At 34.4% G+C, this 23,176-nt stretch carries 26 protein-coding genes and 1 pseudogene; 3 read left to right on the forward strand and 24 right to left on the reverse strand.

The window, feature by feature from the left end:
- Positions 1-14 precede the first annotated feature (14 nt).
- The 8 genes and pseudogenes from ABH961_RS08755 to sleB form a co-directional block, all read right to left on the reverse strand.
- A complete protein-coding gene (locus ABH961_RS08755) occupies positions 15-443 on the reverse strand; it encodes a hypothetical protein (protein WP_048547289.1) in 429 nt (142 codons plus the stop codon).
- A 150-nt stretch (positions 444-593) separates the two neighbouring features.
- Positions 594-1,130 carry a DUF1697 domain-containing protein gene (locus tag ABH961_RS08760; RefSeq protein WP_098077491.1) on the reverse strand — a complete coding sequence of 179 codons (537 nt, stop codon included), beginning with the start codon at positions 1,128-1,130 and terminating at the stop codon, positions 594-596.
- A 1-nt stretch (position 1,131) separates the two neighbouring features.
- Positions 1,132-2,214 (reverse strand): annotated as a pseudogene (locus tag ABH961_RS08765) (aromatic acid exporter family protein).
- 109 nt (positions 2,215-2,323) lie between these two features.
- Positions 2,324-2,821: a GNAT family N-acetyltransferase gene (locus ABH961_RS08770; RefSeq protein WP_098847638.1), complete on the reverse strand. Its 498-nt coding sequence runs from the start codon at positions 2,819-2,821 to the stop codon at positions 2,324-2,326.
- Between the two features lie 26 nt (positions 2,822-2,847).
- Positions 2,848-3,204, reverse strand: a complete 357-nt coding sequence (locus tag ABH961_RS08775; RefSeq protein ID WP_048547297.1) for a hypothetical protein — start codon at positions 3,202-3,204, stop codon at positions 2,848-2,850.
- A 107-nt stretch (positions 3,205-3,311) separates the two neighbouring features.
- Positions 3,312-3,908, reverse strand: a complete 597-nt coding sequence (locus ABH961_RS08780; RefSeq protein WP_048547299.1) for a YhcN/YlaJ family sporulation lipoprotein — start codon at positions 3,906-3,908, stop codon at positions 3,312-3,314.
- A gap of 26 nt (positions 3,909-3,934) precedes the next feature.
- Complete coding sequence (gene ypeB / locus ABH961_RS08785; protein ID WP_048547301.1) at positions 3,935-5,275, reverse strand: germination protein YpeB; 1,341 nt, start codon at positions 5,273-5,275, stop codon at positions 3,935-3,937.
- A 15-nt stretch (positions 5,276-5,290) separates the two neighbouring features.
- Positions 5,291-6,070, reverse strand: a complete 780-nt coding sequence (gene sleB, locus ABH961_RS08790) for a spore cortex-lytic enzyme (RefSeq protein WP_048547302.1) — start codon at positions 6,068-6,070, stop codon at positions 5,291-5,293.
- Between the two features lie 144 nt (positions 6,071-6,214).
- Here sleB and ABH961_RS08795 point away from each other — a divergent pair, with 144 nt between their 5' ends.
- Positions 6,215-6,547 (forward strand): DUF3889 domain-containing protein, encoded by a 333-nt coding sequence (locus ABH961_RS08795; protein ID WP_048547304.1) that lies wholly within the window; start codon positions 6,215-6,217, stop codon positions 6,545-6,547.
- Positions 6,548-6,592: 45 nt separating this feature from the next.
- On the opposite strand, the gene ABH961_RS08800 is transcribed toward ABH961_RS08795, so the two are convergent.
- The 5 genes from ABH961_RS08800 to kynU form a co-directional block, all read right to left on the reverse strand.
- Positions 6,593-7,216 (reverse strand): Pr6Pr family membrane protein, encoded by a 624-nt coding sequence (locus ABH961_RS08800; protein WP_064475460.1) that lies wholly within the window; start codon positions 7,214-7,216, stop codon positions 6,593-6,595.
- A 16-nt stretch (positions 7,217-7,232) separates the two neighbouring features.
- A complete protein-coding gene (locus tag ABH961_RS08805) occupies positions 7,233-8,150 on the reverse strand; it encodes a serine hydrolase domain-containing protein (protein WP_098047680.1) in 918 nt (305 codons plus the stop codon).
- Positions 8,151-8,267: 117 nt separating this feature from the next.
- Positions 8,268-9,107: a tryptophan 2,3-dioxygenase gene (gene kynA / locus ABH961_RS08810; protein WP_000661964.1), complete on the reverse strand. Its 840-nt coding sequence runs from the start codon at positions 9,105-9,107 to the stop codon at positions 8,268-8,270.
- A gap of 32 nt (positions 9,108-9,139) precedes the next feature.
- Positions 9,140-9,769, reverse strand: a complete 630-nt coding sequence (gene kynB, locus ABH961_RS08815; RefSeq protein ID WP_048547311.1) for an arylformamidase — start codon at positions 9,767-9,769, stop codon at positions 9,140-9,142.
- Positions 9,770-9,771: 2 nt separating this feature from the next.
- Complete coding sequence (gene kynU, locus ABH961_RS08820; RefSeq protein WP_404519245.1) at positions 9,772-11,058, reverse strand: kynureninase; 1,287 nt, start codon at positions 11,056-11,058, stop codon at positions 9,772-9,774.
- A gap of 159 nt (positions 11,059-11,217) precedes the next feature.
- Here kynU and ABH961_RS08825 point away from each other — a divergent pair, with 159 nt between their 5' ends.
- Entirely contained in the window at positions 11,218-11,829 is a 612-nt protein-coding gene (locus ABH961_RS08825; RefSeq protein ID WP_098191622.1) for a TetR/AcrR family transcriptional regulator, read from the forward strand.
- A gap of 271 nt (positions 11,830-12,100) precedes the next feature.
- Here the strand turns inward: ABH961_RS08825 and ABH961_RS08830 are convergent, their stop codons facing one another.
- The 7 genes from ABH961_RS08830 to ABH961_RS08860 all read right to left on the reverse strand — a co-directional run bounded on the left by ABH961_RS08830 (position 12,101) and on the right by ABH961_RS08860 (position 17,465).
- On the reverse strand, positions 12,101-12,340 hold the full coding sequence (locus ABH961_RS08830) for a DUF3953 domain-containing protein (protein WP_048547317.1): 240 nt from the start codon (positions 12,338-12,340) through the stop codon (positions 12,101-12,103).
- A 21-nt stretch (positions 12,341-12,361) separates the two neighbouring features.
- On the reverse strand, positions 12,362-12,607 hold the full coding sequence (locus tag ABH961_RS08835; RefSeq protein ID WP_098067942.1) for a DUF3977 family protein: 246 nt from the start codon (positions 12,605-12,607) through the stop codon (positions 12,362-12,364).
- Between the two features lie 112 nt (positions 12,608-12,719).
- Entirely contained in the window at positions 12,720-14,570 is a 1,851-nt protein-coding gene (locus tag ABH961_RS08840) for a sigma-54-dependent Fis family transcriptional regulator (RefSeq protein ID WP_098642432.1), read from the reverse strand.
- A 311-nt stretch (positions 14,571-14,881) separates the two neighbouring features.
- Positions 14,882-15,223: an NIPSNAP family protein gene (locus ABH961_RS08845; protein ID WP_107134566.1), complete on the reverse strand. Its 342-nt coding sequence runs from the start codon at positions 15,221-15,223 to the stop codon at positions 14,882-14,884.
- Positions 15,224-15,227: 4 nt separating this feature from the next.
- Positions 15,228-15,779: a GNAT family N-acetyltransferase gene (locus ABH961_RS08850; RefSeq protein WP_098077515.1), complete on the reverse strand. Its 552-nt coding sequence runs from the start codon at positions 15,777-15,779 to the stop codon at positions 15,228-15,230.
- Positions 15,780-15,791: 12 nt separating this feature from the next.
- The gene (locus tag ABH961_RS08855) at positions 15,792-16,562 is read right to left on the reverse strand and encodes a DeoR/GlpR family DNA-binding transcription regulator (RefSeq protein ID WP_098642434.1); all 771 of its coding nucleotides are present in this window, start codon (positions 16,560-16,562) and stop codon (positions 15,792-15,794) included.
- 276 nt (positions 16,563-16,838) lie between these two features.
- Positions 16,839-17,465, reverse strand: coding sequence for a DUF4085 family protein (locus ABH961_RS08860; RefSeq protein ID WP_048547331.1), 627 nt, complete (start codon positions 17,463-17,465; stop codon positions 16,839-16,841).
- A 220-nt stretch (positions 17,466-17,685) separates the two neighbouring features.
- Between ABH961_RS08860 and ABH961_RS08865 the strand changes: the two genes are divergently transcribed.
- A complete protein-coding gene (locus tag ABH961_RS08865) occupies positions 17,686-18,279 on the forward strand; it encodes a hypothetical protein (protein ID WP_048547333.1) in 594 nt (197 codons plus the stop codon).
- An 82-nt stretch (positions 18,280-18,361) separates the two neighbouring features.
- On the opposite strand, the gene lpdA is transcribed toward ABH961_RS08865, so the two are convergent.
- The 4 genes from lpdA to acoA are packed head-to-tail and all read right to left on the reverse strand — an operon-like array spanning position 18,362 to position 23,034.
- Positions 18,362-19,741 (reverse strand): dihydrolipoyl dehydrogenase, encoded by a 1,380-nt coding sequence (gene lpdA / locus ABH961_RS08870; RefSeq protein ID WP_404519246.1) that lies wholly within the window; start codon positions 19,739-19,741, stop codon positions 18,362-18,364.
- Positions 19,742-19,756: 15 nt separating this feature from the next.
- Positions 19,757-20,956: a dihydrolipoamide acetyltransferase family protein gene (locus tag ABH961_RS08875; RefSeq protein WP_404519248.1), complete on the reverse strand. Its 1,200-nt coding sequence runs from the start codon at positions 20,954-20,956 to the stop codon at positions 19,757-19,759.
- A gap of 27 nt (positions 20,957-20,983) precedes the next feature.
- The gene (gene acoB / locus ABH961_RS08880) at positions 20,984-22,018 is read right to left on the reverse strand and encodes an acetoin:2,6-dichlorophenolindophenol oxidoreductase subunit beta (RefSeq protein ID WP_404519249.1); all 1,035 of its coding nucleotides are present in this window, start codon (positions 22,016-22,018) and stop codon (positions 20,984-20,986) included.
- A 17-nt stretch (positions 22,019-22,035) separates the two neighbouring features.
- Positions 22,036-23,034 carry an acetoin:2,6-dichlorophenolindophenol oxidoreductase subunit alpha gene (gene acoA, locus ABH961_RS08885; RefSeq protein ID WP_098077530.1) on the reverse strand — a complete coding sequence of 333 codons (999 nt, stop codon included), beginning with the start codon at positions 23,032-23,034 and terminating at the stop codon, positions 22,036-22,038.
- Positions 23,035-23,176 lie beyond the last annotated feature (142 nt).

Genomic DNA, 23,176 nt, shown 5'->3' on the forward strand with positions numbered 1-23,176 from the left:
TTTTCACATCTAATTTAATTTGTACCATTACACTCTATTCCTTCTCGATTAAAGTATTGTTCTAGTAACTCTTTACCTGTTTTGATTGTAGTATAGTACTCTCCACCATACAGTTTCCCTTCTGATGGATTGTGAAAATCTTCGTATTTCTTGAAGTCTTCATTTTCTTCAAATGATTTCTTTGCAAGTTCCATGTCTGTTGTTTCAATCGCACCAAAAACTCTACCAATATCAAAAACCCCTTCTTCATCAAAACTCTCTTCTAAAAAATAGTGTTTATCCTCTTCTATAGACGTTATCTTACCTTTTGTAACTGAGTATAGGTGCTTCGTTTCTTCTACTTGTACCATGATAAAAATCCAACCAACTCTTATAACTGTACATGGTGCTAACCCCTCTAATGTAAATGCAACTACCCTTTGGTCTTTCACAAATTTCCCCATCTTACCTACCTCTTAATTCGTTTTATTTTATACTATAACCATAGTCTCTTAAACATTTATCTACCCTAAGTAATACGTCTCTAAGAGTTTTCTTTTCTGTAGATGTTAATCTATTGTCAATCGTATTCCAATATACTTTACCGTATTTCTTTACATCCCCTCAACTATCGCTTTTAATTTATTCACAGTCCGCCAATTTCTTACTGTAGCTGGTGTATGTAACTTCTGAAACTGGTTCATTAATTTAGAATTTCGAATGCTATTTTTGAAAAATAAATACACAACTTTTTCATGAATATAGCAATCTTCAGTCTCATTTTTTTGCATAAGCAGCTGATCTTTTTCTTTTTCAGAAAGTTCGTTTGCTAAGAAAGCAACATGTATACTTTCCCCTTCTAGCAATGAATCGGCTTCATAGGGGCATCTTTTTATCATATTTATAAATTCCTCATGTGTTCTTAACATGACTGGAACATCAAAACCAAAAACGTTTTTAATTTCCGATTGTATTCGTTTATTTAAAAAATCAACATCTTTTTCAGATTCGAACACGATATTACCGCTTTGAATATATGTTTTTACTTGTTTTAACTCTATTGATTCAAACATTTGTTTTAAATCCGCCATTTTGATTACCTTATGCCCACCTACATTGATTCCTCTTAGTAATGTAATATAAATTGTCATATCAATCCTCCCCATTTAAATGAGCCGAACAATTGAGTTGATTTTCACTCTCATATTTCTCGGATATTTGTTTTAATTCCTCTAACATATCATGTATAGATAATACCTCAAACAAAATGATAGATTCGCTTGAAAAGTGATGATGTTATTGATTTGGTTTACAATGTCCTAAATCATTTTTATAATCCTAAAATTTTTTGTCTAATTCATCAATCAGTTTAAAATGTTCTTCATCTATTTCATTACAATTATTTCTTAATATAGAAATTACAGAATGAACCGTTCGCTGTAATATCTCTTTTTTATTTTGTGACCAGTCTCATGTTTCAATTGGTGCTCGAGCTAAATTATCTATATGGTAAATAATTTGCTGCAATATATGGAGTTGCTTCTGCATGGCTAAAAAGCTTCTCATTTCCTTCTTTGTATGTCGATGATATTTCCAATCTTTTTGCTCATATTGAACAAATTGTACCGCTTTATGTAATGATAAATTCAAATTAGATAGATTATAGGTTGTCTCTTTCGTTATAACTTTCCCTTCAATTAATGCATTAAGCCATTCCTCCATAATATTTGCAGTTTTAACAAATAACTCCTCTGTACATCCCGAAATGGTTTTAAGGTAGTGTGGTGGCAAAATGAAAAAATTCACTAAAGTAGATACTATAATACCAGTAGATGTAGTAGCTAATCGAATTAAAAATGCAGTGAAATAATGATCTGTCGTAATAGGGATCATTGCAACAGCAGTTAATGTTGCGACTAACGTTCCCGCATGTAACTTTAGTTTTTGACATGTAACGATTGTAAACATCGCTGCTAACGCGTAAGAAAGAGCCTGATGACCTAGGGAAAATGTGAAAGTCATTGCATACGCCGATCCAATTGTTGAAGCTGGAAAACGAACTAGCCCTTTTTTTATAGAATCCGTTGCAGTTGGCTCAATCGTTACAATAGCCGTGATGACAGCAAAAATAGTAGGTATATTGAAAAATTCACAAACTAGAACTGTAAGAAAAACTGCTATTCCGGTTTTTATCACCCTTCCTCCAACAATATTCCATTTTCTAACTTGATTCATTTTGTATTTCCTTCATTTCTATTTCATTTATATATATAATCTACATTATATATCGTACTAAATAAAAAAACTTACTACTTTGTTATGCAAGAGTAAGTTTTTCTTCTCGTTATTTCATGATAGGTAAATGCATTATAATTTGTTGACCAATTGGTCCCATTCTTCTAAAGCCTTTATCTTGGAAGCCGACTTTTTCATATAAATTTTGTGCAGGAATATTTTTTTCATTCACAGCAAGTACAACCTCATTTTTTATCGGGAAATAACGTTTTACAAACTCTTGTAATAATGCCAATGATTTTTTAGCATATCCTTTCCTTTGCCTATTGTGATTTATAGAAAACGAAGTTAAAAGTAAAGCATCTTGATTGTCTGTGAACTCCTGTACTCTATCCCCTGTTTGCAATGCGAAAAGACCAACAGGTACCCCATTGTAATCTAAAATAACAATCACATTTTTTGTTCGATCACTTTTTGCTTTCACCAATAATTCACCTGGATCTAATGTGAATTGAACTTGTTCACTTGGTAAAGTAAATGTTTGTATAACTTCTTTATACTTCTCCTTATACGGAACTAATTGAATTTCCCCTGTATGTATGTTCATGCTAAACTCTCCCATTTTTCAACTTATTAACTTAAACCTTGCTGCGCTTTTGAATGCACTTTTCCATCTAAAAAGGTAATTTCAACTAATGAAGTTGGATCGCTTCCCTTCCATGAAAAAATTTGTTTAATTTGTGTAGAATCTTCTACACCTTCTTCTATAAGTAAATTACCATCAAAACCAATTACATCTTTCACTTCAATATAAGTCATTCCTTCATTTATATTCGAGAAATGATTTATATTGATAGACTCTTTCTTCTCACTTTCCAACACAGTAGAAGAAGTCGCTGTTTGTTTTTTTACTTCTTTCTTCTGTTCACACGCTGTCATACTGAAACCTAAGCATAAACTACATACTATTAATGCGCTTTTTTTCATCATAACAGTTGTCCCTCCCACCATAATTAAACCATATATTTCCTTAAAAATAAACTGAATATTAAATATTATATTGAAAAATCCCCGTACAATTAAGTACGGGGTTAACTTTATTTATTCAAATGATTATTTGATTGGTCATTCTGTTCTTTTCTTAGTTCTTGTTCTTCATCTTTTGGTAATTGTTTATCATTATCTTTAATTGGATTCGTTTCTCGATTTTCAATCATGTCATTTGGAACTTGTGGCATTACTCGGCCAACAATTGCTGCTAACTCATCAAGTATACCTTCACCTGTTTTTCCTTTTTTAATTTGTTTTCCAATTTGTTTCAGTCGTTCATACGTATCAACATCCGCTACAACGACTGCATTAGCACCATCCGGATCGTTTTTTAAACTTTCTGCTACAGAGTATTTAATGGACTCCACGCGAGTTCGATCGAGTTTCGCTTTTACATCAATACCTACAATAGCATATTTCCCCACAACTACCGCTGTTGCATCATTCACACCTGGCACACTTGCGGCTAAAGATGCTAAATGGTCCGCCGCTTTTTCATTTGGCTTATTTGGTTTGTTTGTATAATTAACATTTTTCGTCGAAACATTTTTTTGCTCCGGTTTTTCGTTTGGATTGTCCTTTTTTCCAATACTGCATCCTGTTATAAAAAAGCAAAGCATCAACATATATATTAAGATCTTCATTATTCTCACCACTTTACTATTAAAGTTTAATCATAAATTTTTTCAACAGCTTGCATTTTCTTCACTTTTTCCTCTGCTCCGCTATTTGCATTAATGAAAATTTGGTACGTATCTTTCCCTAAAGTACCTACAAATTCATAGCAAAGTACTTCATTATGCAAATCATTTACAACTACGGCTTTACGTTCTTCCATAACTTTAACATCTGGATTGATTTTCTTTCTTGCTTCTGCTGCAGTTAGCTTTGCTGAGGGAACTGTTCGTTTTTGGTGTGATGCTAAATATTCTTTTGCAGAAAAACCAACGATAGAACCATCATCTAAAGCAATTTTCATTTGAATTGCTTCTGGATAAATTCGTACGCCATTCTCATTTACTACATACGTAAATACACCAACGTTATCATATTGTGAGCTATCAAAAAGCTCCATATTATTAAACTTGTGGTCCTTTAAAAATTTCAAACCTTTACTTCCTGCATCGTTTAAACTAATTTTCTGTTCTTTAATTTCTCGGTTATTCATAACCCAAATTGGATATCCGCCTTTTCCGGTAATATCCATATAAAACTCATTATTCGTTGCTGGATCTTTAATTTTCACACTATAGAAAGATTCTTTCGCACCTTTTCCGCTTTTCTCAACATCTACTTTTTCATTTCCTTTTAAATTCAAAAATGATTTTGCGATTTTCGCCGCTTCATCTTTAGAAATTGCTTTTCCTTCTGCTTCAAATCCGCCTTTTTTATTTTTTTGCGCACTAGTAAAGGTCGGTCCGAAGTTTGTAGACGAATACGATGTTACGTTTTTCTCTACTGTTTTTAATCCATCAATAATTGTATTGTCTGCAGGATCACGATTTGATGCGAGTGCCATCTCAACATCCATCCAGCGTAAATTATTCTTCAAAACAAGATGTTGTACTTTTCTTAGTTCATCTTGTATATTGCCTGCATTTGAATATAAAGTTTCCAACGTTTTGTATTCTTGATCATTTAACGGCTCTTTTTCTAAATCACGAATGGCTGCACGGTAACTAAAATCACCGATATTTGCTAAAAATTCTTCCGTTTTATTAAAAGGCATTAATGTTAAAGGCAGTTGTCCTACATCCGAACGAGCTACAGATGTTATTCTCCATACGTCTGCTAATGCAGGTGATAAAGATGCACGTGAATTCATCGCGAGCGTTGTTCCAATTTTGTCGTGCAATAAATCAACCTCATATGCTAAATCATGAAACGCACGTTGATAGCTATTTTCTGCTCGAATTAATACTGCATTCTTCTCTTGATGTTCTTTGTAGCCCCAATATCCTGTTCCAACTACACCGACTGTTAATAATACGATTATAATACCTCGTAACATAGTTCCACCTCCGCTCTATTTACAGAAAATATGTTTCCCGATCTTTTTAATTTGTGGACGAGTCCAAATCCATTTACTTGTTGCGGTATCTGGATTGAAATAGTACAATGCATTTCCTGTTGGATCCCATCCATTAACTGCATCTAATACAGCTTTTTTCGCTGTTTCATTTGGCGTTAAATATATTTGTCCGTCTGCTACCGCTGTAAATGCTCTTGGCTCAAAGATTACACCCGAAACGGTATTTGGGAATGAGGCACTTGTAACTCGATTTAAAATAACCGCAGCTACTGCAACTTGCCCTAAGTACGGTTCACCACGAGATTCTCCATATACTGCGTTTGCCATAAGCTGAATGTCATTTTGAGAATAACCATTTGGAACATTTGTCCCTTTATTTTGAGATGGTTTATTTTCTTGTGCAGTACCACCACTATTTCCTTTATTCGTTGTCGTTCCTTTATTAGCTGTTGACTTGTCATACTTCGTTGCTTTTACTAGCATTTGCTTCGTTTTAGCTCCAGCTAAACCATCAACAGGTAATCCGAATTTCTCTTGAAAATTTCGAAGTGCCCAGTATGTACCCCATCCGAAAACACCATCCACTTTTCCCGTATAAAATCCGTTATATTTCAAACGAGATTGCAGTTCAATGACATCTTCGCCAGATGCTCCTCTTTGAATGACTTGATTAGAAAAAGCTTCAACATTTTTTAGTTGTATACTACTTACCATCAAAGATAGTCCTATGAAAGCAAGTAAAATTGCTATTTTAAAAATAGCTTTTTGACGCATGATTTTCCCTCCTTAATTACGGAAATGATTTCTTGGTTATGTTTTGTAAAAGCCTCGCTTTTATGTAAAGAAGACAAAAAAATCCAAACTCATATCGTTGAAAAAATATGTAAACAATATAAAAAAATATAAAAGGAGTTCATCATGAAAAAATTGTTAAAGCGTATCGCACTCGTCATTTTGTTCATAACTACATGTTCAAATATATATACTGTCCCATCAATTGTTCATGCGCAGCCTCCGTATGCCAAATGGGGGAAACTTGCTGTAGAAAAGACGAAAGAACAATACCCAAAAGCGGAGATTATTGATTACCTTCATATAGGTAGAAAACCGAAAACCGTTCAAATAACGGTTGAAAAATTTAAATTGTGGCTACGTGAAGATGGAAAAGAATATGGTGTTTTTGTTGATGTAGAATTTGAAACGAAGACAGATAAATTTATAAAGATGACATTTCAGAAGACGAGTAGATAAAATGAAAACCCCACTGTTAAAATGTTAACAGTGGGGTTTTCATTTCTAAAATTCTTTCCTAAAATCTCGGTTCCCTAAAAATCTTACCAATATACAAATAGCACCAATTACAACTGCTATCCCTATACTGTATATAAGTACTCTACCATATCCACCTATTCTCGGATCTAAAAACGGATATGGATACCAATTTACGATTGGACCACGAATTAAGCTGTACACAACGTAAAAAAACGGGAATAAGAGCCAACTTGCAGCTTGTTTCCAAGTGATTTTCTTACTAGGTGGATTTAAAATCCAATCTAAAAGCATGGCAATTGGCATGATATAATGTAGCACCGTATTCACCCATGGTATTGCGGTTTGAAGTGATTCTTCTAATCCTCTTAATAGCAAAAAATAAATGAGTCCTGTCGTAAGTATATATACAGTTGCGGCACCACGAAGTATACTAAACTGCTCTGATCGACCAAATGTAGCTGTTCCAATACTACTTAAAAGGAGAATACATGCAACTAAGATGTTACTTTCAATCGTAAAGAAACTAAAAAAGTTAACTGGATTGAACGGTTTCACTTGTGCCCTTATTATAAATTGCGTAATAATGGCGCTACATGCTAGAAGACTTAAACATAGTCTAAATAAAGCTAATGTTTTTACACCTCTCATACATTCTCTCCTCTTCTTATATCAACTTATCATTCTCTTGTACATGCTCAATAAATAATTTCAATGGAACGAGTCCGCGTTTTGGCATATGGCTACTAATAACTGCTACCAGTTCTAACTGTGGAATGATAACGATGTATTGTCCGCCGTATCCCATAGCAAAATACATACAATACGGTATGTGAAATCTTTCGTTATTCAATACCCACCAGTGATATCCATATGCCCCGACATGTTCATACGTTTCAAATAGAGGTGTACTTGATTCTTCTAACCATTTCGATGATACAATTTCATTCCCCTGCCAATATCCATTCTGCAAACATAATATTCCGAGCTTTAATAAATCTTTAGATTTCATTTTCATACCGAAACCGCCGACATGTATGCCTTGCGGATCTTGTTGCCACTCATATTCGGTAATTTCTAATGGATCAAATAAATATCTTTTCGCAAACTGCTCTGTCGACATTCCGGTAACTTCTTGAACAATATAGCTAAGCAAGTGAGAAGACCCTGAGTTATAATTCATTTTTGTAGCTGGTTCTTCCATTATTGGTTTTTCTAATATATACTGCACCCAGTTTTCCGATTCTACAAAATCATTTGGGAACACTACTCCATTTCCGAACTCTTTCCAATCCTCACCTGTAGTCATCGTTAATAAATGATAAAGAGTCAAATCCCGCTTTTCATTAGATACATTTTCAATCCACTCTATAATCGGTGTATGTATATCATTTATATATCCTTTATCAATTGCAATACCAATTAATATAGATACAATGCTTTTTGTAATCGAGTTTATTTTATATAAATTACTTGCACATTCTATCGTTTTATAATATTCATTGGTTAGCTCACCTTTTTGATAAACGAGAAATGTATTTACTTTTTTCTTTTCAAATTTATTTTCTAGTTGCTTGAAATCCAAAACTTTACCTCCAATTAAATCATTACCTTATTTATTATATCTTGTAGCTTTAATTAAAACATAAATGCGTTCAAATAAAAAACAAACCTGCCAGTAATAAACTGACAGGTTTGTTTTTTATAATTTCGTACGAACATTCCAAAGCTCTGGGAAGAAACATTGATCAAGTACCCTTTTCAAATAAGATACACCAGAAGATCCACCTGTTCCCATTTTATGACCAATAATACGTTCTACCGTTTTCATATGACGGAAACGCCATTGTTGTAGCCAGTCTTCAATATCGATTAATTTTTCAGCAAGCTGATATAAATCCCAATACTTCTTCACATCTGCATACACTTCTATCCATGCTGCTTCTACTGTTGCGTCTTCTTCATAAGGCTGCGTAATATCACGATTTAACACATCTTTATGAATAGGGAATCCTTCTTTTACAAGAGCTTGAATTGCCACATCATACAAACTTGGTGCATGTAGTGCTGTATGAAGTCGAGCGTGTAATTCTGGATCTTTTTCATAAATTTTTAATGCGTGCGGCGTTTTATAGCCAAGCGCATACTCAATCATACGATATTGATACGATTGAAAACCTGAAGCTTGACCGAGTGAGTCACGAAACTCAATGTACTCTGATGGTGTTAATGTTGCAAGAATATCCCAAGATTGAATAATTTGCGACTGAATTTTTGATACACGTGCTAACATTTTAAAAGCTGGTTGTAATTTATCTTGTTTAATAGATTCAATCGCTGCGTTTAACTCATGTAAAATAAGCTTCATCCAAAGTTCACTTGCTTGGTGAATCACGATGAATAACATTTCATCATGATGATCTGATAATCTCTTTTGAGAAGATAGTAAACTATCTAATTGTAAATACTCCCCGTACGTCATATTCTCTTTAAAGTCCGTATGAATTCCTTTTTCCATAATTACCTTTTCGTTTTCTTTCATATTAGCCAAACGCCCCTTTTATATAATTCTACTTATATTGGTCTAATAACTGCTCGAACTGGACTTCCATCTGCATCTGTTAAGGCAAGTGGTAATGCGATTAATTCATAATCGCCGTCTGCTACATGATCTAGTACGACATTTTCTAAAATGTGTATACCATGTTTAAACAATTGGTGATGCGCTGCTAATTCTTTATCGTCTAATGGATCTACTGATGGTACATCTACCCCAATTAAACGAATTCCCTTTTCAGAAAGAAATGGTGCGATATCAGCACGTAAATGCGGAATTACATCCGGGAATTCATTCGCTTTACCATGTGAAGATGTGCGTAACAACAAGCGTTCTATACCTTCTAAATGAAAGGTTTCTAATTCCTTTTTCCCAATGCTTTCAAGATTAGAAACATCAATGATCCGCGCTGGACCGACATAAACTTGAACATCTAAATCTATTACTTTCTTTCCATCATTATCAAAATGAAACGGTGCGTCAATATGAGTACCTGTATGAATACTCATCGTTAACTTTCCGACATTTACTGAGCCACTCTCTTCTTTTGACCATGAAACTTCATACGAGAACGGTGTATCACCTGGCCAAGTAGCAATATTATTATTTAGCGGTTGTGAAATATCAATCCACTCTGAAGCTTTCATACTTATGCCACAACCTCTCGCTTATTTTCAAACTGCTTATACTCTTCATCTTTCATAATTTTCTTTAATATTTGTACAGATTTCCACACTTCTTCGTATGTGTTATATAAAGCGACCGGCGCAAGTCTTACTCCATTAGGTGCACGGAAATCAGGGATAACTCCATTTGCTTTTAACGCTTTACATATGCGTGCTGCTTCTGCATGTTCTAAATAAATGTGCCCGCCTCGTTTTTCATCCTCTAATGGATTTCCAATTGTAAATCCGTAATCTTTTAATTCATAATCAATTAAATCCAGCATGTATCTTGTAATATGTAGCGATTTTTCACGTAAACGTTCTATACCAGCATCTTTAAATATTTCAAGAGAACCAATTAAAGGTGCAGTACTTAATACGTGCGGTGTACCAATTTGATAAGCACCTGCATGATTAGCAGCTGTTAATGTATGTTCCATATCAAACTGCTTATCTTTTCTAGAACTAAACCAACCTGATAATCCTGGAAGTCTATTAAAATGCTTTTTATTTACATAAAGGCCCGCAACTCCACCAGGTCCTGCATTTAAATATTTATAATTACACCAAATGGCGAAATCAACATCCCATTCTTTGAAATAATGCGGAATAGAACCGATTGAATGACATAAATCGAATCCGATATGAATACCACGCTTATGTGCTTCCGCTGTTAAACGCTTCATATCAAGAATTTGGCCGCTTCTATATAGTACAGAAGGCAATAAAATTAACGCGATATCATCTGTCATTGCTTGAATAATATCATCTTCAGAAAGTGTTCTACCGTCTCGGCTCTTCACTCGTACTAAATGCTCATCTGGATCTAGACCCTTTAAACGAATTTGACTTTGAAGTGCATATATATCTGACGGAAATGTTAATTCATCAGCAAGAATTTTTGTACGTATTCCTTTCGGCTCATAAAACGTCGCAATAACTTGGTGTATATTCGTAGTAGTGGAACCGGTTACAATTGTTTCTTCCGATAAAGCTCCAATAAGAGGCGCTGTCAATTCACCTAATTTCTCCGAAAGGAAAAACCACGGATGCTCACCCTCTGTCCAGCCATCAATTCCATACTCTTTCCATGAATGTAGCAACGTAAGTAACGATTTCTCTGCTCTTTTTGAAAGTAGTCCTAATGAGTTTCCATCTAAATATATTGTTCCTTCTTTTTTATAAAATTCAGTTTGAAAATCTTTCAGTTCATCATGTTTATCACATTCAAGCGCATATTCATAAGTTGATTGAAATGGTTCTTTATACATGGTGTCACCTTCTTTTAATTTTCTTTTTATTCTAACTAATTGAAATATATCACCTTAGTTGATATAACGTCAATGATATTATGTCAGTTGACTTTATATGTGAATTTCTTTTACAATACAGTTATATTTTCAGATATTTCAGTATAAAGAGGTGATTCTTTGAAAAACAATACTCTTTCATCAAGAAAACACCGCTCCATAGAGACAAAGAAGAAACTATTACACGCTGGTTACACTATTTTTATACATAACGGATTTCAAAAAACGACTATTACACAAATTATTAAACATGCAGAAACTGGTTATGGAACGGCATATGTATACTTTAAAAACAAAGATGATCTCCTTATCGTTTTAATGGAAGATGTCATGAATCAATTTTATGATATTGCTGAGCGCTCCTTTTCCCCTCAAACGAAAGAAGAAGCACATAAAATGATTCAAAATCAAGTTAGAGCATTCCTACAACTAGCAGAAAAAGAACGAGCTATATTACAAGTTGTGCAGGAAGCAATTGGATTATCAAAAGAGATACGTCAAAAATGGGACGAGATACGGGAACGCTTTATAAACAGTATTGCGCAGGATATTACATACTCTCAAGAAGGTGGATTAGCACAGCCTGAATTAAATAAAGAAATTGTAGCTAGTGCTTGGTTCGCGATGAATGAGATGTTTCTTTGGGCAATTGTGAAAAATGATAAAGAATTAGAGTTAGGAGAAATTGTGCATACATTGACGGAAATGTATACGACTGGGCTATATAAATAGCACACTCATTTATATAGGTGTGCTATTGTATGGTCTATAAAAATATTTTATCTGGTTATGGTGATGCTAAAAGTGTTTTTTTTAATAACGGGAATGCCTTAGCAATATTTCCAAGGTAAGAGAAGCGAACATAGCCTTGCCTCTTCTGAACTTGCCTATTGGATAACAGAAAGATTTTGTATTGATAAAGAGATGTACCAAACAGCTATTAAAATTTTTAATGAGCAAACTTCAAAAAAATAACCTGTTACTCAACAAATTAAGTACCAGGTTATTTTAAATATTTTATTAGCGATACAATAATACAAATTAGCGATGTAAGTAAAAGCAACAGTCCCATATTCTTATTCTCTTTTTCATCCTTCTTAACATTTTGTATCCCCATTCCAGCAAGCATAAAACCTAACAATAATTGCAAAATAAGCATATTTTGCTTAGAATCATCATTCCAACTGTAAATAGAATAGCCCATTACAATAATAGCGAGTATAAATGTGGTAATTCTAATCATAAAAACAACCCCTATTTGATTCTATTGTGTTAACCTACTCACAATTCCAACAATAAACTTATACTCAGCTCTACTTTTTCTTACTTTCTTAAACCCTTCTTTCGTATCAAAAATAAAACACGTTTTCCAAAACCAAATTCGTACATATAAAGACTCAAAATAAATAGGTTTTATAATTCCTCGTTCCTCAAATTCAGTTCCATCTTTATTTTCTGTTTCTGTTCGAACGAACCACCTATTTCCAATTCCAATTTCAATATACTTCACATAAGTCCCCCTTTCGGAAATTAATTTCTAACTAATCTATTATTTCCCCGGTAAGCGCACATTCCGACAGAACATGAGCCCATAAAGAAAAAGTAGATTACAAAAATCTACTTTATAACTTATATTTTTGCATTCGTTTATAAAATGTACTTCGAGGTACATCTAACAGTTTTGCAGCTAACGAAACATTTCCATTCGTCTTTTCTAGCGCTTCAATCATACTATCACGCTGTATTTTTTCACGGAAATTTAATGTATGCTCCGTTTTATTTTCTGCTTGCAATTCAAGTTGATGTTGATTTCCCATCATAGTTTGTAATAAAAAAGAGATTTGTTTTTCGCATATTTCCCGTCCTTGCGACAAAATGTAAATACGTTCTAACACATTTAATAATTCTCGAATATTTCCGGGCCATGTATGTTGTGAAAGTTGATTACAAATACTCTTTGGAAATACAACATTCCAATTCTTTCGTTCACAAAAATGTTGTATGAAGTACGGAATATCCTCTTTTCTTTCTATTAACGATGGAACATATAGCGGATAAACATGTAACCGATAATATAAATCTTGACGGAATTTCCCTTCTTCTACTAATCGCAGTAAATCTTTATGTGTCGCTGTAATAATACGAATATTTACCGGGACCTCTTTTGAACTGCCAATGGGGGTTACTGTTCGTTCTTGTAAAACACGCAATAATGCCACTTGCATCTCTGGTGGCACTTCACCAATTTCATCTAAAAATATTGTTCCACCGTCTGCTTGTTCGAATTTCCCTTTATATCCTTGACGCCGTGCACCTGTAAACGCACCTTCAGCATAACCGAATAATTCACTTTCCATTAATTCCTTCGGCAATGAACCACAGTTAACAGCTATAAAAGGACCATTTTTTCTTGGACTATTTTCATGAATCGCTCTCGCTACATATTCTTTCCCTACACCTGTTTCACCACAAACATATACACTAGCGTCAGTTGGAGATACAAGCTTAATTTCTTCTAACGTATGTTGAAATGCATTACTTGTACCAATAACTCCAGGGAAAGTAATTCCGTTAATAAATGGGGAAGTAGAAAATAAATTTCCGCGTTTATTTTCCTTTACATAAATACATTTCCCAATCATTCTATCATTACTATATACTGGTACTTCTAATTTTGGTTTCAATCCATTTTGTATTAAATCTTCAAGTTTCATTCGTGACCAATTCGAAACTCGTTCTCGAACCTTCTTGCTCGCAGAAACGATAACATCACGATGATTACAAATAACAACTTGTTCATCACTATCAATTACATCTAAAAAACGATGGATTAAATGTAGTTCATTTTGATGCACTCGAATACTACATTCACGTTCAATCGCATGTGCAATCGAAGTTACCATCCCGAGCATATACGGATGTGAAAATTCAATTGGACAGGAGAAATCTAGAACTCCAATTAATTTCCCATCATCATTATGAATGGGAGCGGCCGCGCAGCTCCAGCTATGAGATGCGACAGAATAATGCTCTGTACCACTTATCATAATAGCCTCTTCAATCTGCAACGCGGTTCCTATCGCATTTGTACCAACAGCTGCTTCCGTCCATTTCACACCTTCAATGAAGTTAATATGTTTCGCTCGTTTCAACGTTTGTTGATTTCCACTTAACGATAGAACGTAACCGTCTGGATCGATTAATAATGCCATCATTTGCAGCTCATCAATGGTTTTTCTCATATTTTGTATTTGAGGTATTGCTATATCAAGGAAGATTTCACTCTTTTTCTTTTGATCCTGAAAAATATTAGAAGACAAAATTTTCTGACCTTTATTCATATGAGGATTCACATTTGCTTGTTTACATCGATGCCATGACTCTGAAATTCTTTCGTTCATACGGTTCGAATCAAGGACTCCTTCATCAACAAACTTTTTCCATGTATGTAAGTAAAACGGTGAAGCTAACATTGTATCATCTCCCTATTCATTGTTTTGGAGATCTGTAAAAACATACTTTTATTATAAAACTGTATAAAAGCGTTTTCAATGAAACTAGAAAGACGACACAAATATGTTAATAATATGAATATATCAATGCGATTCTTTATTCTTTTTTAGTAAAACTATATTTTGTATAATAGACGCAAAGAAAATACATAACCAAAACCACTTTTGTGGATTGCCGTTTATAAAGAAAACTATCAACGCTATTGCAAATAAAGTAGTGGATGCTAAACTAAAATATAATTTTGTTTTAATTCCCACTATCCCTCACTCCTCTATGACTTTACAGTACATACTAACTCTTCATTTTTCAACTCTAATATGTACTTCTGTAAAACATATTCTCTTCCGCCATGTTTTTCATACCAATCATGTATTCTGTTAACATGTATCTTTTCATTTCTAATTTTCGATTCAATGTCTTTATACTGGTCATAACTATCATATTCCCATATGGCGAATATTTCTGTTGTGCCATCATTATTATCTTTCATCCAGCGTCCTATTAACCTGGAACCATGCTTTAATTGATTGGGGAAGTTCGTAGTATTAAAATGCTCATTAAATGTTTCTACAAATTCATTCTTTACTATATAATACTTTCTTCTGTAAAACATCCCACTACACCTCTTTTATGAATCTTCCCATTACAACTGTATTATAATACTTCCCATCCGATAGTCTTTTATCATGTTTCAAAATACCTTCTACTTCAAAACTTAATTTCTTATAAAGTTGAATGGCTGCTTCGTTTGTCTCTAACACTTGTAATGATATCTTTTTCACTTCATTTTCATCAGCCCACTGAATAGATTGTTGCAAGAGACTCTTACCAATTCCATATCCCCAAAACTCTCTTAAAATACAAACGCCAAACTCTACTTTATGGGATAATTTTTTCAAATTTGATCCTTCACATCTTGAGAATCCTACGATTTGGTTGTGCACTTCTGCAACTAAAAAGAGATTTTTCATCTCTTCACTATCTGCTTTTATTATTTTTTGAAAACCTATCTTATCTATAAATCCCTCTCCAGCTTCTCTATCCATATTTTCAGTTTCGCCATCGATCTGAACTCTAATCTTCGATAATTGCTCAGCATCCGTTTGAGCTGCTGAACGAATTGTGTAAGTTAATCCATTTATATAAAACTCTTGTTCTTTTATAATCATTTCAAACTCCTTTTAAATGGGGGTTATTGACGCTATTATAATTTCTTTACCTTGTTTCTCAAATTCTTGAATCGTTTCTTTACTAGCCTCTTCATCTGTTATTATAAGGTCAATTTCTATCAGTGACTCTCCTTTTATAAATCCGTCTATTCCAAGTTTCTTATGAGGAGCTAAACAAATATTTCTTCTTGCAATTTTACTTACTCTTTTTCCAAAATAAGCAACTTCTGGAGTTGCAGTACTTATACCGTTCAATGAAATGCCACCACCTGTAGAGAAATAAAGATCAATAGATAATCTACTTATCATTTCGGAGGCAAGTGTATCTGTCATATTTCCTGATGGTTTCACCTTTCCACCAATTAAATACGTTTCTACATTTTTAAATTCCCTTAACTTACTAGCAATTTCTAAAGCATTCGTAATCACTGTAAATGATGTTTCAGGTAAATACTTTAACATCGCATAATGAATAGAGGCCCCGCCAATAAAAACGGAATCTCCTTCTTGTATGTAGGATGCAGCAACTTTTGCAATCGCTTCTTCATTTATAGAACGATCACTATAACGTTTCGTTGGTTCGGCAGCTAAGTTTCTCACTCGCGTAAGTTCAATTGCACCTCCGTGCGTTCTTTTTAATAATCCATCCTTTTCCATAATAGACAAATCTCTTCTTATCGAATCAATAGACATATCGAAACTTTCCGCAAGATTTTTAGCAATTACCCTTCCATCTTTCTTCAGTAACTCCAAAATTTTCTCTCTACGCTCTTCAGTAAACATATACCCACCGCCGTTATTGAAGATTCTGAAATCTCATCCTTATTTTAATTATATGCATGTCTCTTCCGTTTTACAATATTTTCAATTCTTATTTATTCCGTTTTATACAGTATTCTCCCTCTTTCTATCCTTTTTAACTTGAAAACTTCACCAAAATAATTATATATATAGCAAATCTGCCCTTTAACATATATATATTGGAAACTTGATAATTTAGCATCTAAATAAAAAACAGTCCTATAAGACTGTTTTTTATTAGTAAAGTTATAAACTTTACTAATTACCTATCTCAAGCAATACGTCTTTTGCACAAATCGTCACTTCTTGAAATGGGCAATCAAATAAAACACCCAATTCGAATCCTTCATTAATAAGATCTATTTCATGACATAACCACCAAGCACCTTCAAAATCTTCCGGAATAGAACATTTCGTTACGCCTGTAAAAGTTACTTCTAGTTTATCAAATTCACTGAAAGTACCACTGCAATCTAATATAATAATTAGCGTATCTTTTGATATTCTCTCTACTGATTTGACTACACTGTCATGTAGTGAGTAATCATGTAACTGAATAACATTTGTTGGGAGTTTTTTCTTAATCGAATGGAATTGCTCTAAGTAGAATCGATCTAAATGAGCCCTTCTTTTCTCACAATCCTCTATCCATTCTTTCATAAGTTTTTTCAATTCACTAGAAGGATATTCTGAATTAATTATGGTGTTATGAATAAATGGGTGTATGGATTCAGGAAGGAATTTTAATAAATCTGTTTTCCTTTCCTTTATTTCCTCTATTAAACTTTGTATATCCATTTCTGACCATTCTTTTATAGACTCTATAAAACTTACAAATTCTATAATTTGCATTTCTTTATACCAATCTCCAGTGAAATTCTTCAATCGCACCACCCCTAAAACATTTTAACATCCCACAAAAGCAATACATCTATTTATTATATCATTCCAATAACTATTTTTTCTAAAGAAAAAATGCAAAACTATAAATATTCCGCCTTTTATTTCTAAAACTTCAGAATATTTACAAAAATAAAAAAATAGAATACATTTTAGTTGTACAAGATTCACCTGTACAAAAATCTAAACAAAAAGGGATGGTTATATGTTGAAGAAATTAGTAGCAGGGACATTAGTAGCAGGTTTTGCATTAACTGGCGGACTAGGCGTAGCAAGTGCTGAAGAAAAAGCTAACACAATTAAGTCTTTTGATTATTTAAAAGTGGATGAACAGAATGTTAATTCATTTGCAAAATTAAGTGATCAGGATAAGAAAGACATCCAAATTACTATGGTATTACCAGAGCAAAATGAAAATGGAGATTGGCTAGCTTACGGTTTTACTAGCCGCGAAACATTAGATGCTTATATTGAAAAGGATAAAAAAGTACTTAAAAATAAAATTAATCCTTTAGGTAGCGGTGCTGGTAGTACTGATTTTTATGAACATAAAGATAAAGGTGGCCAATATATTTACTGGAGCAGCGGTTTTAAAAACTTACCTTCTAGCTGGAATGATAGAATTTCTTCTGTAAGTACAGCTTCACCTTCTGCAAGTTATTCAACGACACTTTGGGAGCATACTTCAACACAAGGATATGGAAAAGGTGTTTTATTTAAACATGCTGATTGGTACGGTAAGACTGCCAATTTAGCTGCGGATTGGAACGACATTACTTCAGCTATTGAAATTAAATAGTAATTGTATATTTACTAATTGAAAAAATCCAACCCACTATTTTCTTATTAATGTAGAGAATAGTGGGTTATTATATTTCTATTTAAGCATGCACAGCATGCCCTACAGCTTGTAATAACGCTTCATGAATCGCTTCAGATAAAGTTGGATGCGCTGCAATATAATCTCTCATAATATCAGCGGTAACTTCTGTATGAATCATTATAGTTCCTTGTCCGATTAGTTCGGTTGCACGAGGACCGATAATAGAAATCCCAACAATTTCTTGATATTTAGGTTCCACGATAACTTTTACTTTACCCGTTTGTTCTCCAATAATAAGCGCTTTTCCGTTCGCTGTAAAAGGAAATTCTCCGGTAAGAATATCACCATATTGTTCTCTTGCATCTTTTTCGTTTAAACCAACACTTGCGATTTCTGGGGATGTGTATATACATCGAGGTACTGCATGATAGTTAACCTTCACATCTTCTCCACTCGCGTGTAACGCTGCTGTCGTTCCTTCATGGAAAGCAACGTGAGCCAGTTGTATTCCACCAATCACATCACCTGCTGCGTAAATATGTGATACATTTGTTTGCATATGTTCATTCACAGAAATTCCTTTATTTGAAAATTGAACACCTGCTTTTTCTAAATCTAATTTTTGTACACGTGGTTTTCGGCCGACAGAAACGAGAACATATTCCGGATTGGCTTCTTGGATACTTCCTTCATATTCAAATGAAGCTTGCTTCTTATAATTATTTAATCCTTTTAAAGCAGCTCCTGTAAATATTTCTACGCCATCATTTTCTAGGTTATCTCTTAAAATATGTGCGATATCTTCATCTTCACCAGGTAGTAATTGCGGTGCCATTTCAACAATCGTAACTTTTGTTCCAAGACGACTATAAATACTTGCAAACTCGCAACCTATTACACCACCGCCAACGATTAATAATGATTTCGGTATATTTTCTAGGGACATTGCATGACTACTATTTAAAATCCACTTCCCATCAAATGGAGCAAAAGGTAATTCAGTCGGTTCTGAACCTGCCGCTATAATGAACTGTTCTCCATCTACTACATCTTCTTTATTACCGTTTGTAACTCGCACACGGTGATCCGTTTCAAATTTTGCTTTACCTTGTATAACTTTTATTTTATTTTTTTTCATTAAATATTGGATTCCTTGGACGAGCTGCGTTACGATTTGTGATTTCCTCACCTGTATTTGCTTCCAATCAATTGATATACTTCCATTGTTAAGCGTAACTCCGTAATTATTCGCTTTTCTCACAATGTCATGCACTTCCGCACTTTCTAACAATGATTTTGTAGGCATGCAACCAACATTTAAACAAGTCCCGCCAAGATCAGCTTCATCAATAAGAGTGACATCTTTCCCATTTTGAGCCGCAGTAATTGCTGCTACATAACCAGCAGGCCCGCCTCCAATAACGACTAATTTACTCATTCTCTCACCTTCTCTTTATAAAAGAATTGTTACAGGTTCTTCTAAATAACGTTTAATTGTACGTAAAAATGCAGCTGCTGGTGCACCATCTAATACACGATGATCGAATGTTAAACTTAAAGGTAACATACTTCCTTTTCTTAATTTTTTCCCTTTATATACAGGAACATGTTCAATTGCACCAACACCTAAAATACCAGTTTCAGGTGTATTTAATACTGGTGTGAAATATTCAATCCCAAAGCTACCTAAATTACTAATTGTAAAGGTTGTCCCTTGCATATCGTCACTACTTAAACTACCTTCTCTTGCTTTTTGTGCCACAATTTTAATTTCTTTAGATAACTCTACTAAAGATAAATTATTAGCAAAGCGAATAGACGGAACGACTAATCCTTTTTCTAACGCGACTGCCATGCCTAAATGAACATGTTCAAATTGATGAATTGCATCATCTATATAAGCGCTGTTCATTTCTTTATGCTCCGCAAGTGCTAATACAACAGCGCGAGAAACGAAATCCGTAATGGTTAGTTTGTTATCGTATCGTTTTTGTGCAACTTCCGCTATGTCTTTATGTAAAGCTACTAAATCTGTCACATCTACTTTCATCGTTAATGTTAATTGCGCACTATTTTGTAGGCTTGCATGCATACGGTTTGCGATTGCTTTCCTCATACCAGTCACAGGAATGACTTTACTTTCTTCTTGTTCAAGTACTTCTGGAATTGCAACTCTTTCCTCAAGTGCCTTTAAAACATCTACCTTTGTAATTCTTCCTCCAGGTCCTGTACCAATTAATGATCTAATATCAAGACTTTCAGTTTTTATAATCTTTTTCGCAACCGGAGATATTTTGATTCTTTGCTTCGCTACTTCTTTCGCATATGGTTCTGGATGTTGTATATTTTTAGGTTCTGCATTAGGTGTTTTTTCTTCTACAACATTTGTATTTTCATAGACTTCTACTTTTTCGTTCGGCTTACCGATATAGCAAATTACAGTACCCGGCGGCACTCCCTCATCTTCACTTACAGCTATATCAAGAACAGTTCCATCAGCCGGTGCTTCTATTTCAGTTTCGATTTTTTCCGAGTTAATGCTAGCAATTAGTTCACCTTTTGATACGTTATCGCCTGCTTTAATATTCCAGCTCGTAATAATACCTTCTTTCATCGCCATACCTAACTTTGGCATTACAACTTCTACAGCCATGTTTCTCTCTCCCTTCTCATCGTTTCATTACACATGTAATAAAGATTGGTCTCCGATCATTTCTGATACAGTTTCAATTACTTTCTCCGGAGTTGGTAAATATAACTTTTCAAGTGGTGGTGAGAACGGAACTGGTGTATGTGGTGCTGTAATTCGTTTAATAGGTGCATCTAACAAATCGAATCCTTTATCCGCTACAATTGCTGCAATATCCGTTGCGATACTACATCTTGGATTTGCTTCGTCAATAACAATTAGGCGATTCGTTTTTTCTACAGATGCTAAAATCATATTCTCATCCAGTGGTGATAAAGAACGTGGATCAATTACTTCTACTTCAAGTCCCTTTTTCGATAATTGCTCAGCAGCTGCAAGTGCTGTATGAACTTGTTTTCCAATTGCGACGATTGTTACATCAGAACCTTCACGTTTAATATCTGCTTTCCCTAATGGAATTGTATAGTATTCTTCTGGTACTTCGCCTTTCATATTGTAAAGTGTTTTATCTTCAAAGAAGATAACTGGATCGTCATCTTCAATTGCTGCTAATAATAAACCTTTTGCGTCATACGGAGTAGAAGGAACGACAACTTTTATACCTGGAATGCTCGTAAATAACGCATATAAACTTTGTGAATGCTGTGCCGCTGCGCTAAAACCAGCACCATGCATCGTACGTACTGTAACTGGCACTTTCGCTTTACCACCGAACATGTAGCGGAACTTTGCGCCTTGGTTTAATACTTGATCAAGACAACTACCGATAAAATCATTAAACATTAATTCAGCAATCGGACGTAATCCTGTTGCTGCAGCTGCCATCGCCGCTCCCATATAACCCGCTTCTGAAATAGGTGTATCTAAAATACGATTTCGACCAAATTCTTGTACAAGGCCTTTCGTAACACCAAGCACACCGCCCCATGCTTCATCGTCTTGCAAGTGATCAACTTGTGCACCGCCTGCAACATCTTCTCCGATTAAAATTACATTTTCATCACGACGCATTGATATTTTCATCGCTTCATTAATTGCAGTTGACATACTTACTGTTCTAGTCATTATTTTTCACCCTCCTCTTATTTGTAAGAAACGTATACATCTTTTAATAATTCTTCATCCTCTGGATATGGACTATTTTCACTAAATTCAATTGATCTTTGCACTGCTTCATCTACTGCCTTTTCCATATCGACAAGTTCAGATTCAGTTAATAGCGCTTCATGAATTAAATGCTTACGGAAATTCACAATCGCATCTTTTTCATTTAAATGTTCTTCTTTTTCTTCTGAAGTTTTATACGTTTGTGCTTCACCTTCGAAATGACCGTAATTGCGATATGTCATACATTCAATTATTGTTGGACCACCACCATTACGCGCACGTTCTACTGCTTCTTCCGCGGCTTTATATACTGCAAGTAAATCTTTTCCATCCACTTGAACACCTGGAATATTGTAAGCTTTTGCTCGATCTGCAATGGAATCACAACTTGACGCATATTCAAATGTCGTTGCTTCACCGTAACCGTTATTTTCGGCGATAAAAATAACTGGTAACTTCCAAATCGCTGCTAAGTTAACCCCTTCGTGAAATGTCCCTTCATTATTTGCTCCGTCACCGAAGAAGCAAACACTCACATCTTTCGTTCCTTTATATTTAGCAGTTAATGCTGAGCCGCAAGCAAGTGGAAAACCTCCGCCTACAATCCCATTTGCACCAAGCATTCCTTTATCTAAATCAGCAATATGCATGGAACCGCCTTTCCCTTTACATAACCCTGTCGCTTTCCCGAAAAGTTCAGCCATCATCCCGTTTAAATCACAGCCTTTTGCGATACAATGCCCATGTCCTCTATGCGTACTTGTAATACTGTCACGATCCGTTAAGTGGGCACATACACCAACTGCTACTGCTTCTTCACCTGCGTATAAATGAACGAAACCTGGCAAAACGCCTTGCGCGAATAATTCATGTACCTTATCTTCAAACTTACGAATTTCTAACATTTTTTCATACATCCAACGAGCTTGTTCTTTCGTAATTTCATTCCCTTTACTTTCAGTTGTTTTTAACATGTTCAGCCCTCCTATTTTTTTGTTCATCTTTTATATTGCAACTACTGTGCCAAATTCTAATCCTTGATTTAATAGGTTTCCTCTTTTCTTTCAAAATAAAAAAGTGGACAAAATGAGACATCTGTCTCGTTTTGTCCACTTT

This window comes from Bacillus sp. RC251 (assembly GCF_044908765.1).
GTDB classification, from domain to species: domain Bacteria; phylum Bacillota; class Bacilli; order Bacillales; family Bacillaceae_G; genus Bacillus_A; species Bacillus_A wiedmannii.

What these genes read in the sequence shown, in the direction of transcription:
- ABH961_RS08755 (WP_048547289.1), bottom strand. Translation starts at nt 443, where the DNA reads ATGGGGAAATTTGTGAAAGACCAAAGGGTAGTTGCATTTACATTAGAG.
- ABH961_RS08760 (WP_098077491.1), bottom strand. Translation starts at nt 1,130, where the DNA reads ATGACAATTTATATTACATTACTAAGAGGAATCAATGTAGGTGGGCAT.
- ABH961_RS08770 (WP_098847638.1), bottom strand. Translation starts at nt 2,821, where the DNA reads ATGAACATACATACAGGGGAAATTCAATTAGTTCCGTATAAGGAGAAG.
- ABH961_RS08775 (WP_048547297.1), bottom strand. Translation starts at nt 3,204, where the DNA reads ATGATGAAAAAAAGCGCATTAATAGTATGTAGTTTATGCTTAGGTTTC.
- ABH961_RS08780 (WP_048547299.1), bottom strand. Translation starts at nt 3,908, where the DNA reads ATGAAGATCTTAATATATATGTTGATGCTTTGCTTTTTTATAACAGGA.
- ypeB (WP_048547301.1), bottom strand. Translation starts at nt 5,275, where the DNA reads ATGTTACGAGGTATTATAATCGTATTATTAACAGTCGGTGTAGTTGGA.
- sleB (WP_048547302.1), bottom strand. Translation starts at nt 6,070, where the DNA reads ATGCGTCAAAAAGCTATTTTTAAAATAGCAATTTTACTTGCTTTCATA.
- ABH961_RS08795 (WP_048547304.1), top strand. Translation starts at nt 6,215, where the DNA reads ATGAAAAAATTGTTAAAGCGTATCGCACTCGTCATTTTGTTCATAACT.
- ABH961_RS08800 (WP_064475460.1), bottom strand. Translation starts at nt 7,216, where the DNA reads ATGAGAGGTGTAAAAACATTAGCTTTATTTAGACTATGTTTAAGTCTT.
- kynA (WP_000661964.1), bottom strand. Translation starts at nt 9,107, where the DNA reads ATGAAAGAAAACGAAAAGGTAATTATGGAAAAAGGAATTCATACGGAC.
- kynB (WP_048547311.1), bottom strand. Translation starts at nt 9,769, where the DNA reads ATGAAAGCTTCAGAGTGGATTGATATTTCACAACCGCTAAATAATAAT.
- kynU (WP_404519245.1), bottom strand. Translation starts at nt 11,058, where the DNA reads ATGTATAAAGAACCATTTCAATCAACTTATGAATATGCGCTTGAATGT.
- ABH961_RS08830 (WP_048547317.1), bottom strand. Translation starts at nt 12,340, where the DNA reads ATGATTAGAATTACCACATTTATACTCGCTATTATTGTAATGGGCTAT.
- ABH961_RS08840 (WP_098642432.1), bottom strand. Translation starts at nt 14,570, where the DNA reads ATGTTAGCTTCACCGTTTTACTTACATACATGGAAAAAGTTTGTTGAT.
- ABH961_RS08845 (WP_107134566.1), bottom strand. Translation starts at nt 15,223, where the DNA reads ATGTTTTACAGAAGAAAGTATTATATAGTAAAGAATGAATTTGTAGAA.
- ABH961_RS08850 (WP_098077515.1), bottom strand. Translation starts at nt 15,779, where the DNA reads ATGATTATAAAAGAACAAGAGTTTTATATAAATGGATTAACTTACACA.
- ABH961_RS08855 (WP_098642434.1), bottom strand. Translation starts at nt 16,562, where the DNA reads ATGTTTACTGAAGAGCGTAGAGAGAAAATTTTGGAGTTACTGAAGAAA.
- ABH961_RS08865 (WP_048547333.1), top strand. Translation starts at nt 17,686, where the DNA reads ATGTTGAAGAAATTAGTAGCAGGGACATTAGTAGCAGGTTTTGCATTA.
- lpdA (WP_404519246.1), bottom strand. Translation starts at nt 19,741, where the DNA reads ATGAGTAAATTAGTCGTTATTGGAGGCGGGCCTGCTGGTTATGTAGCA.
- ABH961_RS08875 (WP_404519248.1), bottom strand. Translation starts at nt 20,956, where the DNA reads ATGGCTGTAGAAGTTGTAATGCCAAAGTTAGGTATGGCGATGAAAGAA.
- acoB (WP_404519249.1), bottom strand. Translation starts at nt 22,018, where the DNA reads ATGACTAGAACAGTAAGTATGTCAACTGCAATTAATGAAGCGATGAAA.
- acoA (WP_098077530.1), bottom strand. Translation starts at nt 23,034, where the DNA reads ATGTTAAAAACAACTGAAAGTAAAGGGAATGAAATTACGAAAGAACAA.